Here is a 16614-nt window from a genome sequence, read left to right as displayed (position 1 = left end):
AGCTAGTTAAGTTTTAGTGAGATGAGTGACGAGTACTATTTTTTAATACTTGCGTTAAAGGGTTATAACCATCAGGAACGGGGACTAAAGAGTTTTCTTTTTCATATACAGCATACGCAGCTTTCAACTCTTCCACTAACTCAGGCATTTCTTGAGCTAGGTTATTAACTTCCGATGGGTCTATGCTTATATCATAAAGTTCCCATTCCCCATTTCCCTTAGGTGCTGGGTTATTAGATAACTTATATTTACCTTGAAATACTGCACTACTACCAGCCAGTTCGTAACCGATTACGTCTTTCTCTCCATGTACGGACGGCTTATCCCCCATAAGAACTGATAATGCACTTTTACCATCAGGGACATGTATTTCTTTACCGTTATAATTACGACTCGGCAAATCAACACCCGTCACCTCTAAAATGGTTGGGTAAACATCTTTAACAAAAGCAAAGGTATTAACTTTACTGTTTGCTGGAATTGTTTTAGGAAAACGTGCAATAAAAGGAACACGTAATCCCCCTTCACTTGAGAACGTTTTGAAGTAACTGTTAGGGGTATTCGCTGCTGCTGCCCAACCCGGACCATAGTCAGCATACGAGCCTTTTTGCCCCATTGTAGAGTAGTCACCTTCATAATCATCCATGTAGGTATACTTGTAATTCTTACGGTACCAAGCTTCATACTCAGCTTTCGCAGACAGTAAGTTAGGATCGGTACCGTTATCAGATAAGAACAAGATAAACGTATTGTCTAACTCACCGATATCTTTTAAATAAGTTAAGATTTTACCAATATTATGATCCATGTTATCAGCCATGCCTGCGTATGTTTGCATACGACGAGCATTAAACTTTTTCTCTTCTTCGCTCAGAGTGTCCCAATCAGGTAACTGCCAATCTTCGAAACTTGTTTTATCGAAGTTTTCTGCCAGTTTAACTTCCTTAGGAAACAGTCCCATCTCTGTTTGGCGTGCCAGACGACTCTTTCTTAACTCCTCCCAACCCGCGTCATAAACACCGTTATATTTATCAATAAACTCTTTAGGTGCTTGATGAGGATAATGCACTGCTTGGTATCCTACCCAAGCAAAAAAGGGTTTGTCATCTTTACGATTACTCTCGATATTGTCGATGATCCTCTGTGTATAAAAGTCAGAGGAAAAGTAATCTTTGGTTGGCAGTTCGACTTCTTTGCCATTTTCAAAATAATGAACACGCTCATACATTGGAGCATACGGCTGCTCAACCCAATTGTCTGCACCGCTTTCTGCTAGAGCGAATGATTGTTCAAAACCACGAGCATGAGGAATAGATTCAGGGTTGCCACCTAGATGCCATTTACCTGCCATATAAGTGTGGTAGCCCGCATCTTTTAAGACGGTTGCGAGAGTAACAACAGAGTTATTCAAATACCCTTCATAGCCGGGCTTGCCAAATTGGTTATCAGCCATAATTTCATGCATATTACCCAATCCTGCTAGATGGTTATCTACACCACTAATCAGCATCGTTCGTGTTGGAGAACACGTTGCACCCACATGGAAGTTTGTAAAACTAACCCCTTCATTGGCTAACTTATCAATATTAGGCGTTTCAATTTCACTACCAAAAGCACCGATATCACTATATCCCATATCATCTGCGATCAAGACCAGTACATTAGGGCGCTTTTCTTCCTTTAATCCCCCAACATCTTCAGGTGCTTCTGTAGAACAGGCACTTATTGCTAGCACGATGAGTGGGCTTAATAACTTCAACTTCATTCTAGTTCCTTTAGTTTGATTTTCTCTTAGCGGCGCAAAGAAAAAGTATCTAACATTCACATTGAAATTATTCATCACATTAACCATGCGTAACTTCAACCCGAACCTTGCTATAAGATCAGCATTTGATACATTAACAATACATTTACATAGCGGTAACGGTAGCAGTTTTTTATGGCCAGCAATATGCAATTCCCGCAAACACCATTCGGCTTAAGTGAACAAAAGATTCAAACTTATTACTTGAGTGATTTAGCGACATTTCAAAGCAGAAAAAACAGAAGTTATACCCAATTAAAGCCGGGTGATGGCCAACACTGCTATATGGAGGCAAATTTAGGTAGTGTTCAATTACTACGTGAACAGTTAACCACTGCGACACATATCCACGCAGCGCCACCCAAACAATTTCTGCCCATTGCCGTCCCCTTGCCGAGTAGTAAACCTCTTAGGTTTTGCGGCCGAGAGAGAGAAGAATATACCTTGTTACAAGCAACAGGAGACGAGTGGGACATTTGTACTGAAGGTTTTTTAGACTATGCCGGATTAGTGTTTGATTACGATACGCTAAACCAGCAGTATCAACATTTATATCAACGAGAAATCCCCTCTCAATGGCTGTTAAGCAAAGCCATTAAGAATAGAAAAGAAAGTTTAGATCTGTATACAAATAGTATTCTTTATATATTCAAATTAATTGCAAGTACTGACAACCTATTTCAATCAGTAAAAACTTGCGAGTTTATCGCCAATTCAGTCACTCAAATCACCTTAAAGACGGTGCTAAATAGTGAACATAATACCAGCACCTTAAGCCCTCATTCACGCAGGATAGCAGGTGTTTATCGAGTAATAGACTATCTTCAATCATTTGCATCATGCTTGCCTTCAATATCTGAGTTGTGCACAGTGGCAAACCTCAGCGAACGCAGTTTAGAGTATGGTTTTCGTGAATACTTAGGAATAACACCGATCCGTTACCTTAAGGTCGTTCGACTAAATGGAGTCAGAGAAACGCTATTAACTAGCGATGCTTCAATCACGGTATCGCATGCTGCACTGCAGTGGGGATTTTTAGAGCTAGGCCGTTTTGCATCAGAATATCGCCAACTATTTGGTGAACTTCCTTCTCAAACACTTAAGCAAGGCTAACCCATCTTCTCCCCCACCAGACAGACAACAACATAAAGGGGGTTTGAATCACCAAAAATAAAGCTGCAAATAACAAATAATCTGAGCGAGCAAAAACATTTACAGCAACAAAGGTCGCGACAGCCAAATTTCGAACCGGGAATTCAAAAAGAATGCTTAGGCTCATTGTTATTGTTAACTTAGCTAATCGGCATAAGCAAGAAGCTAACAACATAGCCAGTAGCGTAAAAGTGCTAGAAAGAATAATCAGTAACAGTAACTGTTCACCAATCGCCGCAAAATTATTGACCAATATCCCTGCAATAAGTAATAACAAACCGATAAAACCACATCGCTCAAGTTGTGCTAATCGAGGTATTAGCTTAATTTCAAACTTATTTCGGATGAATATACCCATCATCACCGGCAGCAATAGCGTCAAACTGAGTTGAACCGCTTGTGTGACAACCACGCTTGATAATTGAGATGAGCTGACACTAAATTGCGAGTAGAAAAATATCAAAATAATAGGTAAAACAAAGACGGAGACAAAACTACTCACAGCCGTTAACGTTAATGATAGCGCCGCATCCCCTTTAGCCATTAGGCTATAGAAATTCGATAATGCCCCACTTGGAGAAATCGCAACCAGCATCATACCAATAGCAATAGATTCTTGAGGTTTAAACAGCAATATTAATAGGTAAGCCAATAACGGTAGCATGACTATTTGAGCGACGGTGATGCCAAGCACTAAATAGGGATGGCGTTTGATACGCCGTAAATCCTTCATGGTCAGATTCAACCCTATCAATAACATAAGGTAAAAAAGGATGCTTTGCACTGCAATGTACACCATGACTATGACTCCTCACACTGTACCAATAGCATGCTCATTAGTAGGCCTAAAATCAGTCTCATAAAATATTGCGAAGAGTACCGCTATTGCAGTTTTCTTTTGAGCGCTTTCACGGCGCCTACTGGCACCAGTTTTTCTAATTGCTCAACACAAACAGCCGCATTCTTGCGTTTATTCCGAATAAGAAAATCGCATTGTTGGTATAAATACTGTGGGTCATGACTTAATTCATAAGCCGTTATTAATGCTTGCTCAGCTTTTACTCGGTCATGAGACTCAACAGCTAATGCATAAATGTAATGGAAACGTGCATTAGCGGGTTCAAATATGGTTGCGTTAAGTAGATGTTCCGTGGCCACTTTCATGCGTTTGTCTCGAATATAAGCTAACCCCAATGCATGATGTAAAATCCCACTTTGCTTAACCACTAACAGACCTTGCTTTAATATCGCTATCGCTTGGTCATTGCGCTGCAAACTCCGATAAAGGTCGGCTAGATTAATATAAGAAAGTACATAAATGGGTTCGACTTGTATCGCGCCTAAATACTCTTCTTCCGCTTGAGCCAACAAGCCTTGGTGACGATAAACATTCGCAATATTCGTTCTACCCGCGCGGTCGCTATTGTAATGTTGAACCGCTAAATACTCGTCTAAACTCGGCTTAAGCAGAGTCTGTTGCTGCTTAGTCAGCCTTGGCCATTGTGGTACCAGTAAACTTGCCGTAAGAAGCCGTATACTGAGCACGGGATCATTTAACATAGGGCTTAATGCGTACCACTGCTGCTCTGGTGAATAGGGGGCCATTGCTTGCACAGCACCAAAACGGACTAGGCTACTACTATTGTTTAAAGAGGCTAGACTCGTTCTATAAGCCACTTGCCCTGGATATTGTGCCAACCGCTCTAAAGCAGACGCTGTAATAATTGAGCTTAGTTGCTTATTTTCCACAACCTCCTTTAATCGCCTCTCCGCTCCTTGATGTAGATTATCTGCGGCAAAAAAAGCCTGTGAGAAATGAGCACTATTTTGAATGGCAGAATCTGGAAACCATTTAGCTAATTGTGTACTTGCCCATTTATTATCTTTCTGTTTATGACAACTGACACATGCGTTTGGTACACCCATTTTCTCACTTAAATCGGGGCGTGGAATTTGCCAGCTATGATCCTTGCGAAGATCAACTTGCATGTACTTTTCTTCAACCATATGACAGTCACTGCACAAACTGCCTTCGGTACCTGACTCATGGCGAGAATGCACTTCAGCGGCGTAGTGGCTTGGACTATGACATTGCAAGCACAAAGCTGGCTCTGCCATTTTAATCTTTCCTGTGTGGGGGTTATGACAATTAGAGCAAACAACCCCTGCCTGACTCATTTTTGATTGAAGAAAGGAGCCATACACATAGTTTTCATCATAGATTTGCCCATCACTATGGTAAAGTTCACTGTTAATCAGTGTTAACTGTTGCCTATCTAAATATTCATTATTTTCAATGTTATCATAGCCTTCATTAAGCTGTACGCCTCGGCTATGACACTGGGCACAAGCTGTTAATTGTTGGCTAGGTTGCAAGCCTTGAGGCTCGAGAATACCGGTTCCGCTGTCGCCCCAATTCGTAACACTTGGCTGTAAAGTACGGTCAAATCCCTTATTGGCACTTTTATTTTTTTGACCAGCCCATTTTACATGCTCGAAAGCGGCACCATGACAAGCTTCGCAAGCAACATTGATTTCCGACCAGGTCGTTTGGTAAGTGTTTTTTTGTTTGTCATAGCCTTTCTTTATATTGGTAGAATGGCAATCCGCACACATGTAATTCCAGTTTTGCCCTTCATTTAACCAAAAAAACTCATCAGACTGTTGAGTAAATTGCGGGTAGAGATGATACCAGCGCTGACCGCCCTCCTCTTTACTGCGAGCATCCCAAGTATAAGGAATAAGCTGGACTCTACCGTCACCAAACTCCACCATATATTGCTGCAATGGGTATACACCAAAGGTGTACTTTATCTGATAATCAAAGAACTGATTATTGAGGCCTTCTATATTCACCCAAAACTCTTTCCCTTTGCGGAAAAAACGATTTTGTTTGCCTTGAAACATAAGTGATGCTTGATCAAAATCCGCTAATACGGTCTCATCACTCGCGTGGCTCATGGCCTGAGCATGTTGGGAGGTCTGCCATTCTGCCACCTCTTTTTGATGACATTCAACACACTTAGTCACTCCTACAAAATTAGTCACTCCTACAAAATTAGTGCCATGTACAGAGTGGCTTATCAAGGCTATAAAAAATATAAACAGCGCACTTTTCATCAATTACACCAAATCCCTTTGTTTAATCATCATTCATACCCAGTAGCAAAAAGCGCACCTAACATAGCGGTAAAAATGACAGCGTGATTCCATTTATCCCGGTCGCAAATAACGCTCGAAAATAGTTGTCGTAAATTGCTCCCGCATACATTAGCAACTTCTGGTATTACGCACTTTGTTTGGACTGATATGAGTTAGATTTCTTTGCAACAACGAACCTAACATTCTCTCGCTTTTGGTGATGCTCAGAACTAAGACTGGTAAGTAGTTCATCGCAAAATTCAGTGTATTGCGTCCCTAACTCTTCTTTTAATCTCTGCATTCTATCGAGCCTTGCTACCCAACTCTCAATAATTTCTGTCGGCGCTGCACCGGAGAAATTTAACTCTGGATCGACAACATCATTGTCAACATAGACGATTTCGAATCCGGCATTTTGCAATAAGTTCTGCATTTTGGCACCAAAATCAAAGTCATAAATGCCAGACTTGTATGATTCAAGTTCAAAGCTCCTCACCTTGTCGTAGTACTTACTATTGCTGCTGAGATTCCCAGAAATAAAGCAGGAGACATCGAGTAATGCTATCCAAGCTCCCTGGTTCATTTTTGAATATACAGAGACTAAAAAGTCGAGTGGATTGCTAAGATAGGAAAGGGAAAAGCTGCTCCAAATTCCGTTTACAGCTCCAACGGGTAGGTAATCTAAACTCAGAATATCAGTGCATATGAAGGTTTCATTGCTGACTTTGTTTGACTCACAGAAATCAATGAATTCTTGATTAATATCGACACCTAAAACATTTTTGACTCGATACGAAAAAAGGCGGGACACATCTCCAACAGAGCAACCAAGATCAACCATCGAGTCATCTTGACTCACAGGTATAAACTGAAGATAGCGCTGCCAGTTTCGCCAACGCTGTTGTTTTTCATATTCTTGAAGAAGATTCACTAACAGCTCCGTGTCTTGTTGAAATCTAACGTCTAGCAATATTACTAAACCACCCGCAATATAACTAACCCCCCTAATGTAGAATCAACAAGATACTACATTTTTAGACTCCAAGGCATGCCACGTTGTCGGCTCATACTTTTACAGGAGTCATTTAACAGTGACGAGACTCGAGCTGGCGATACATCACTCTATAACGTAATGAGTTTTAAGTCGTAAGCATTGCTTTATCTTATGCTCTATAAAGCAAAATAATTTAAGGGATGATTAAACTTATCTGAAAATATTGGCAACAACAAGTGAATTACCGCTTGATGATATTAGTGATTACTCGACTTTTTTGCGGCCAAACTAAACACCACTGCAGTGTTGGCAATGCTTATAAAATGAGAGTTCTAAATCCAAAGCAGAAAAACAGCTCAAAGAGCTGGCAAAACATGTTTCAACTATCTCTAACAAAGCGCTATAAGGAAATCGGCATAATGTTGCTGGCGTTAATTCATTGCAATATCGGTATTGACGCCCACCAGCCTTTAGCATCCATTAAAATTTAGGCAAAAAAAACCAGCTCAAAGAGCTGGTAAGACATGTTTCAAGTGTTCCATAAGGAAATCGGTTAGCGCGCCAGCGTTAATCAATGGCATATCAACTGTGTCAATATACAACTTGAGGTCTAAACACACCCAAAGGGTGTTATAAGGTTGATGGATGATGGAACTACTTTTAAGGAGGGTTAGCCCTTAAAAGTCATGGCGTATAAACCGCCACGCAAAACATTTGAATTAAACCAAGTGTTTTGCCAGTAAATCGTAGTTTGCCCTGTATAAGGCATAGTCAGTACTCCTAACAAAGTTGTTAATATCATCTCAAATTAAATTAGCCAATGGGGTTGAGCCAAACTAATTTAATGAGTCAACTTGTCGCTCGATTCCTTGGAGAATGATCCGTCCTGGATAGACTTACAAACTGGAAAGCTCTGCTTAACCAGTGAGAGCAATTATAAGCCCGTGTAATTTTATTACAAGTATTTATTGTAAATAATGCTCAAAAACTGTCACAGCGGTAATTTTACGACACAGCGTAGTGACACGTATCACAAAACACCCGTGTATAATGTGAAGCTTCACAACCCGCTATCTTTCGCGATCAAAAACACTACAACTATCGAACAGGATTTAAGCGTTTAGCAGGTAAAAGTGCAAGTTTAAGCTAAAAAAAAGCCCGCTCAATGAGCGGGCAAGACATTTCAAGTGTTCCTAGTGGAAATTGGTTAGCGCGCTAGCGATAATCAATGGCAAACAGCGGAAGTATACTAACTCGGGCTATCTGCGACTTGGTCTATAAGTATCTAAAAGATACAATAAAGGTTGATGGAAACTGATGCGACTTTATATAAGGAGGGTTAGCCCTTAAAAGTCATGGCGTATAAACCGCCACGCATACTCTCAGTGTTTAACCAAAAGCTTTGCGAATAAATAGTGTTACTAAAATACATAATTAATACTCCAAACAAAGTTGAATTCCTAATGCTCTACTTTCGTAAAAGCCGTTCGCTGGCTTGTAGAGTCAACTTGTCGCTCGATTCCTTGGAGAATTATCCATCCTGGATAGACTAAGTGTCGTTAAGCACCATTGCTTATCCGACGAAAGCAATTATAGGTATTTGTAGTTTTATTACAAGCTTTTTTATTAAATAAGCGTAAAAAAGCCACTTTACGTTATTTTATTACAAAACCTAACTGTAACTCTGCTCTATTTGAGTCATTTTGTACCTTTATCTACAGCTATCGCAGAGGCTGAACGAAAAGATCTGAAATTAAGGGAGCTAAATCGAGCGGGGCTAAATAGAGGTAGCTCAATTTGTGCTTATTTCAGGCCTAAAATAAAAAAGCTGGCACTTGAGCGCCAGCTTTAAGCAAACTATCAAGCGCAGTTAAGCGCTAGACAGTTAGAGGTTGTTGCTTGAGAGCAATCTTGCTCGGTTTAACTTTCCGTTATGTATTTAAACAATCCAACTAATGGTGTGGCGGTTGGTGATCCATATTGTGGATGACCTTCCGTTGCACTACCGGCAATATCTAAATGTGTGTAAGCAATCGGCAGAGCCGCATTTAAACCATGACCACTCAATCCAGAAGCTTCAATCAAAAATGCTGCTGGATACTGATGGCCACGCGCGGTGACAGAAGATGGCGCGTTGTTAGACGACAACATGTCTGCGGCTGCCGACGGGTCGACAATTTTACTAAAGTCATCACGGCGTAACTGAGATACCTCGATAGGCTCCCCCCAAAGTGCGGCCTGTTGCTGCATAACAGATGCGACATTAGCCTGCTTGGCAACACTGTTTTCCACCGCTGCGGTATATCCGCCGAAACAGCGAACCACATGGCCGGTCAATGTGGCCACTGAAAACATTTGTGGCTTGACGGCATTCACGGCTTTTAAACGTAAATGTGATAATAGATCGGCTAACACCAAACGCCCTTCTGCGTCGGTATTACCAATACGCACCCGCTTGCCTGCGTGGCTGGTGATAATTTCATCGGTAACAAACGCCTCACTACCTATGCTATTTCTAACGAGCCCCAGCTCAGCAACGATGCGTATACCTTTAGGTTTTAGCATACCAATAGTTTTCATTAGTCCAACTACTGCTGCCGCACCACCTTTATCGCGACTCATGCCAGCCATACCACCAGCAATTTTTAAGTCTGCTCCACCAGTATCATAAACCACACCTTTTCCAGCGAAGAAATAGCTACGCTCAATTGGGCCTTCACCAACATATTCAAGCTTTACTACGCGAGGCTGATGCCTTAGTACGGCAAACGATGAGCGACCAACGGCACTTAATAGCGGGTAGTCTCGCTCAAGAATATCTCGGTCTTCAACCACGCTGATTGCCAGCCCAAGATCGTGTAACGCATCTAGACAATAATCCGCAAAGGCTGGCGCTGACATACGCTCAGGCTCTGTACCACATAAGTCACGAGCCAGGCTACGACCAGCCTCAATCGCCGTTAACATTTCACCTGTGTGTTCGCTGCCTAATAAGCCAATTGCCTCTAACGGCTCATCGGCTCCACCGGCTTCTCTAAGCTCTAGTGCTTGCCAAAGTTCCTGCCCACAAGCGAGCGCTGCAACCTGCTCGGCATGTTGATAACGATGCTCAGCTAAGCCATTAACGAGTAACAGCGGTCGTCTTGCCCCCGCCTCTTTAGCAAGCTTGATCCCTTGCCTTGCTGCATCAGCAAACACCCGCACATCTTGATAGTCATCATCAGCCTTTGTAACCGGTGCAACAATAAGACGTCCACCCGCCATGCCTGGCGCAAAAAGCAGAGTGGCTGATTTGCCAACTCGCTTATCCACCTTCTGGCCATGATTAGCCAGCAAGGATATCTCTTCAAATTGTATCGAGTCCAAGTCCGGTGTAACCACCACCAGCGCATCCCAACCATGACCTTCAAAAATAGCATCTTGTTCAACTACATCAATAAACTTAACTGACCCCATAACCCTTCCTTATTATATTTTATATTGCCATTTTGCCTCATAACCCATTTGGCAAAACGACTCATTTGCTCAGGCATTATTCCTCTATTGTGCTTAGATTACCAACGACTTTAATGTGCATGAAAATGATTATGGAAACTTTGCCTGCCACGTAAGATTTAAAGCCATTGCAAACGACTCCGCGGCGCCCAAAGACTATGCTAGACTGTGTGCATTTTCCGCCACACCCGCACCAGCGCGCTATCGATTTAAATAAAATCGACGACTTAATAGCACTTGGGTGATTTTATTAGAACAGGGGATTTTTAAGTGACCACTTTAAACCAATTACAACCACAAGCACTTTGGCAATGGTTCGAGCAGATCTGTGCTATTCCACACCCATCTAAACATGAACAAGCATTGAGTGCGCATATTCAAGCTTGGGCTAAAGATAAGCAGCTGAGCGTTGTCGAAGATAAAGTTGGCAACCTGATCATCAAAAAGCCCGCAACCGCCGGCATGGAAAACCGCAAAATCGTAGTGTTACAAGCCCATATTGATATGGTGCCACAAAAGAACGCAGACAAAGTTCACGACTTTGAAACAGATCCTATTGAAGCGTATGTTGATGGTGACTGGGTCAAAGCAAATGGTACAACTTTAGGTGCTGATAACGGTATTGGTATGGCATCTGCTCTGGCTATTTTAGGCGCCGATGACATTGTTCACGGCCCACTAGAAGTACTGCTGACAATTGATGAAGAAGCAGGCATGACTGGGGCGTTTGGTCTAGAAGCTGGCATGTTAGATGCTGAAATCTTGATCAACACCGACTCAGAGCAAGAAGGTGAGATTTACATGGGCTGCGCTGGCGGTGTTGACGCACAGTTATCAGTACCTATGGTTTGGCAATCGCCAGAACCGACCAATGCCAGCTATAAGTTGTCAATCTCGGGCCTAAAAGGGGGCCACTCAGGGGTTAACATCCATTTAGGTCGTGGTAATGCTAACAAGCTTTTAGCCCGCTTCCTGTTTGACCATGGCGATGAACTGGCTATTGAGTTAACTCAGTTTACTGGCGGCTCACTGCGCAATGCCATTCCACGTGAAGCAGACGTTAATTTTATGCTTCCTCCTGAAAACTTGGCTTTACTGCAAGAGCGTGTTTCAGCGTTTCAAGCCTTAGTTCGTCAAGAGTTAGCCATCGCCGATCCAGGTACGATTCTAACGCTAGAAGAGATCCCAGCAGAAAAACAGGTCATGAGTGAAGAGTCACAACAGATCTTAATTGACGTGCTTAATGCTTGCCCTAATGGCGTCATTCACATGAGTGACGAAGTAGAAGGTGTTACAGAGACATCACTTAACGTGGGTGTGATCAGTACCGATGACAATAGCGTGCAAATCTTATGCTTAATTCGCTCTCTTATTGATTCAGGTCGCGAAGAAGTTGAAGGCGTATTGAGCTCACTGGCTAACCTTGCTGGAGCGAATGTTGAATTTAGTGGTGCATACCCAGGCTGGAAGCCAGACAATAGCTCACCCGTTATGGCAAGCGTACGCGAAACCTACGAGGCAATTTATAACAAAGAGCCGACGATTATGGTGATCCATGCAGGTCTTGAATGTGGTCTATTTAAGAAGCCTTACCCTGAAATGGATATGGTTTCTATTGGCCCAACCATTCGCTACCCACACAGCCCTGATGAAAAAGTTAACATTACTACTGTTGGCCAATACTGGAAGCTATTGTTAGCGGTACTGGAGCGTACACCAGTTAAAGGCTAATCAATAAAACAGCTTTATAAGAATAAGGCCACTTAGTCATAAGTGGCCTTTACTATCTATAGCAGAGGATAAGGTATCAATTGGCGCTTTAGTCCTAAGTAATTGTTACCCACACAGCCCTGATGAAAAAATTAACATTACCGTTAACATCACAACTGTTGGCCAATATTGGCAGCTATTATTAGCCTTTAACGTCGAAGTAAAACTAAAATATGAGCTATTTCTGACGGTGTGCTTAAAAACCTAAATCCATCTGCGAGCTATCTATATCATCATGCTCAGAAGCGACACTATTCGAGGCGAGACCGACCGATACACCCAATAAGCGAATACCTCGCTCATTTTGCCTTTCCATCGCTTGCTCCAGTAGCTGATAAAACAGATTCACCGAGATCTCATCGCTGCGATGCTCAATCGTGGTCTGCTTAAAATCTTCAAATTTTAGCTTAACCACTTGCTTGTTGATCACTCTATCCTTAGCGCTACGGCTCACCCGCCCTGCGAGCTCTTGAATAAGTTGTGGCATCACCGCACGGCATTGCTCAAGGGTATGGATATCTTTAGCCAGTGTAGTTTCAACGCCGACTGATTTTCTCTCACGATTGGGCGAAATCGCTCGCTTGTCTATCCCTTTAGCGCGCTCAATCAGCACTGCTCCAAATTTACCAAACCCTTCTATTAGCTTAGCTTCAGGATAAAGCTGAATGTCGCTGCAGGTATGCAGCCCCAGATCGGCTAACTTTTTAGCGGTCACCTTGCCAACACCGGGAATTTTTATCAGTGGTAAGGTTTTTATAAACTCATCAATCATGTCTGGGCGGATCACATATTGTCCATTCGGTTTATTTAAATCGGATGCTATCTTGGCAAGAAACTTAACTGGCGCGATGCCTGCCGAAGCAGTTAAACCGGTCTCGGCTAAAATATCGGCTCGAATAGCCTCGGCCATCAAGGTCGCAGAGCCTTTACAATGGGGACTCTCTGTCACATCAAGATAAGCCTCATCAAGGGATAAAGGCTCTATCAAGTCAGTATATCGTTCAAATACAGCCCTAATCTGGCTAGAAACCTCTTTATATACCTGCATACGCCCAGGGACTAATATCAAGTCAGGACAAAGCTTTAGCGCATAGCCTGACGCCATGGCTGAACGAACCCCAAATTCTCGAGCTTCGTAATTACAGGTACTGATCACGCCACGGCGATCACTGCGTCCTCCCACAGCAATAGGTTTGCCTCTTAACTCAGGAAAGTCGCGCATCTCCACCGCTGCGTAGAAGCAGTCCATGTCGACGTGAATAATTTTTTGCAAGCCAATATCCTCCGTACAGAATACTACTGTATATAAAAACAGTATTCAATAAAAAGCATACCTTTAGCCTGTTTTAAGCTAACCATTCGCCCTTGTTGATCAGGGCGATCGATTAATCCTAGGCAATAAAAAGGGAAGCCGTTTGGCTTCCCATTTCAACACTCAGTCACATGTAAACTCAGTCAGATTTCAAAACGCTGTCATTTTAAGTCTAGATCTTAAACTGCTTAATGTTGTCACCGAGGGATCGACTCACCTGTGCAAATTCGTCAAAGTTATTTGATAGTGCCTCACTCGCTGCTAACGACTCATCCGATAACGCGCGAACATTTTCAACATTACAAGCAACCTCTTCGGCCACAATCGCTTGCTGACCTACAGCGGTGGAGATCTCTATGGTTTGCTGCTGAATCGCTTCGATGGCACTCGTGATGCTATCCAGTGCCACTTCAACTTTAGCGGTAAGACCTTGCCCCATATTGGCTTGCTCAACCCCTGACTCCATCACTTGCTCAGCCTCATTGGCATTTTGTTGTAGTGTCTGGATGATCTCTTGAATGTTTGCGGTCGAGTCTTGCGTGCGAGATGCTAAGGTTCTTACCTCATCCGCCACAACGGCAAAGCCTCGGCCTTGTTCACCCGCTCTCGCCGCTTCAATCGCTGCGTTTAGTGCTAACAGGTTTGTTTGCTCTGCGATACCACGAATAACATTAAGTACCTCGCCAATCTGCTCAGAACGGGTTCTAAGTTGCTTAACCACCTTTGCCGCATCAATCACCTGTTTAGATAACGCCTGCATGCCTTGAGTCGCTTGAGCGACAATCTCACTGCCTTCACTCGACTGAATCTGCGCCTTATCAGCAAATTCACTGGCTCTTTGGGCACTTGCGGCCATCTCTTGGCTAGTGTGTGCCATTTCGGTAGCGGCCGTGGCCACAGAAGCTATCTCTTGTTTTTGCTGACTCACCGACTGCAATGCTTGACGACTCACAGCAGACGCATCATTCACACCTTGCTCTACTTGCAGCGTTAGCTCACGAGTCTCCTGCAGCATGCCCTGCACCTTCGCCGCAAAACGGTTAAATGCATCACCGAGCTTACCCAGCTCATCTTCTCTATTCATGTCGATGCGCTTAGCAAGATCGCTATCTCCCTCGGCAATGTCTTCCATCGCTAACAATAAATTATTTACCTGCTTTCTAAAGGGTAATAACGTGGTCCAAACTGTCATCCCAACTAATGCCATAATCAAAAATGACAATAATATCGAGCTGACAATCGCATCGGTAACAGGTGCTTCTATAACTGCGGTTGGCAGCATGAAGGCTAGGTGCCATTTTTGCTCAGGATAACTCCCGCCGACCTCTATAAAGCTGACCCGCTGAGCCTCGCCGTTAAATATAACCTCGCCAAATCCCGACGCCTGTGTCTGCATCTGTTGACTCAACTTGGCAAAGCCTTGGGTATCATTAAACTGGCTATCGACTAAAGCAGCGTTAGAGCCTGGGGGGAAACCCTCAGAAAAGCCTGGGAAGTAGACCAACTTGCCTGCATTGGTCATTAAGAAAGCTTGGCCCGCATCCTGATACTTAATCGGTGCTAACAACTCACTGCCGATGGTATCGATGAGAATATCCATACCACCAATACCAATAAAGCGGCCAGACTCATCTTTAACAACGGTTTTTATGGTCGCCGATATAGAACCATCATTAGCATCTACGGCTGGATCGCCGACGAACATGCCGTTTTTATCTATGGCTTCTTGCCACCAAGGGCGCTTATTGGTGAAGTACTCACTATCGTTGTAGCGCCCATTAAGATCAAAGTACTCAAAGGTATTGGCTGAGCCAAAGAACACTGACTTAATATCGCTATCCTGAATTGAAAAATACTTAAAATAATCGATGATAGATTGATAATCTTGATCAGCTGAAACATCACTTAAGCGGCTGTTATATTGGCTAAACCAATCTACAACTGTTGGGTTAGCAAACACCGCGTGAATAAGTTGACCTTTGGCCGCAAAGTAACTGCGTACTTCGTTAGACTTTAATTGGACTAGGCTGGTTAAGTCATTATCGATTTGTTGACGTGTGCTGGCGCTTTCATTTTTGACCAGTAAAAGCGCAACGACGGTAAATAACACTGCAAGTGCACCCACTATCGTAACCACCAGCTGTAGACTCAATGAACGTTTAAACCACTGCATCGACTCCCCTCTTTGTTATATTTTATGAGTAGATTTTGTTATCAGGCAGTCATAAATCTAACAGAAAAAGATGTAGATTAAAGGGGGAAATAAGCACTGAAGCGTATCGACAGGCTATCGAAGAAAGTGGCATAAGTTAACTAGGTAACGATATAAAGCTAAAGCCTTTCATTTACGCAAGATATTAGGTGAGATCGACTACATAGAAAGGCAAAAGGCAAAATAAATCGCTAGCCAATTTTAGCGTAACTTAAATAAGCCTGTGAGCATCGTTATCTCGTCGCTAGATAGAATATTTTGCACACTATAAACGCTCGACTTTTTACTTGAAGCTTTTGAGTTGAGCTCATTGTCATTTTGCTGTTTTTCAAATGTCTCAATGCATTTAACGAGATACTCAACCTGGATAAGACTTTGCGCATCGAGGTCAAACCGAGGTGATTTTGCAGAAATAAACATAAGTTCGCCCCTTAATCATTCACTAACATGGCTATACAACAGTGATACAGAGAGTGGCTTGATCCTTGTCTGTCGTTATATGAAAATTAAAACGACGAATGCAACTAGCATAGACTGCACTAGCTGAATATGGGCTGTACAAACGTCCCTGTACAAAAATCATCCGAAACAATATGTAATCCTAGTCTATAAATAAAAGTTTGCACAAAAAAAGAGACGTATATAAACGTCTCTTTTTGAGGGTGTAACAGATTCTGTGTAACTGCAGTTTTAGTTAATATGTTTCACAAGTCTGTCTTCAAACTCAATAATAA

At 42.7% G+C, this 16614-nt stretch carries 10 protein-coding genes; 2 read left to right on the top strand and 8 right to left on the bottom strand.

All coding sequences use genetic code 11. The annotated features are described in order from the left end of the window. Positions 1–13 precede the first annotated feature (13 nt). Positions 14–1765, bottom strand: coding sequence for a sulfatase-like hydrolase/transferase (locus tag ACVBIK_RS06360; RefSeq protein ID WP_447163327.1), 1752 nt, complete (start codon positions 1763–1765; stop codon positions 14–16). A 174-nt stretch (positions 1766–1939) separates the two neighbouring features. On the opposite strand from ACVBIK_RS06360, the gene ACVBIK_RS06355 reads away from it, so the two are divergent. Beyond that, complete coding sequence (locus ACVBIK_RS06355) at positions 1940–2917, top strand: helix-turn-helix domain-containing protein (protein ID WP_447163326.1); 978 nt, start codon at positions 1940–1942, stop codon at positions 2915–2917. On the opposite strand, the gene ACVBIK_RS06350 is transcribed toward ACVBIK_RS06355, so the two are convergent. The 4 genes from ACVBIK_RS06350 to ACVBIK_RS06335 form a co-directional block, all read right to left on the bottom strand. After that, entirely contained in the window at positions 2904–3755 is an 852-nt protein-coding gene (locus tag ACVBIK_RS06350) for a bile acid:sodium symporter family protein (protein ID WP_447169319.1), read from the bottom strand. The genes ACVBIK_RS06355 and ACVBIK_RS06350 overlap by 14 nt on opposite strands. Before the next feature lie 83 nt (positions 3756–3838). Then, a complete protein-coding gene (locus tag ACVBIK_RS06345) occupies positions 3839–6076 on the bottom strand; it encodes a multiheme c-type cytochrome (RefSeq protein WP_447163324.1) in 2238 nt (745 codons plus the stop codon). A gap of 166 nt (positions 6077–6242) precedes the next feature. Further along, on the bottom strand, positions 6243–7028 hold the full coding sequence (locus tag ACVBIK_RS06340) for a class I SAM-dependent DNA methyltransferase (RefSeq protein ID WP_447169318.1): 786 nt from the start codon (positions 7026–7028) through the stop codon (positions 6243–6245). Positions 7029–9011: 1983 nt separating this feature from the next. Beyond that, positions 9012–10547 carry a M17 family metallopeptidase gene (locus ACVBIK_RS06335; RefSeq protein WP_447169317.1) on the bottom strand — a complete coding sequence of 512 codons (1536 nt, stop codon included), beginning with the start codon at positions 10545–10547 and terminating at the stop codon, positions 9012–9014. A gap of 309 nt (positions 10548–10856) precedes the next feature. On the opposite strand from ACVBIK_RS06335, the gene ACVBIK_RS06330 reads away from it, so the two are divergent. Further along, positions 10857–12317 (top strand): aminoacyl-histidine dipeptidase, encoded by a 1461-nt coding sequence (locus ACVBIK_RS06330; protein WP_447169316.1) that lies wholly within the window; start codon positions 10857–10859, stop codon positions 12315–12317. Positions 12318–12552: 235 nt separating this feature from the next. Here the strand turns inward: ACVBIK_RS06330 and dinB are convergent, their stop codons facing one another. From dinB to ACVBIK_RS06315, 3 genes are all read right to left on the bottom strand, one after another. Continuing rightward, positions 12553–13629, bottom strand: coding sequence for a DNA polymerase IV (gene dinB / locus ACVBIK_RS06325; RefSeq protein WP_447163320.1), 1077 nt, complete (start codon positions 13627–13629; stop codon positions 12553–12555). A 211-nt stretch (positions 13630–13840) separates the two neighbouring features. Next, positions 13841–15841 carry a methyl-accepting chemotaxis protein gene (locus tag ACVBIK_RS06320; RefSeq protein ID WP_447169315.1) on the bottom strand — a complete coding sequence of 667 codons (2001 nt, stop codon included), beginning with the start codon at positions 15839–15841 and terminating at the stop codon, positions 13841–13843. Between the two features lie 240 nt (positions 15842–16081). Then, positions 16082–16300, bottom strand: coding sequence for a hypothetical protein (locus ACVBIK_RS06315; protein ID WP_447163318.1), 219 nt, complete (start codon positions 16298–16300; stop codon positions 16082–16084). Positions 16301–16614 lie beyond the last annotated feature (314 nt).

The sequence above is a fragment of the Shewanella sp. 125m-1 genome (assembly GCF_052977065.1).
This window is presented reverse-complemented; position numbering and strand designations above follow the sequence as displayed.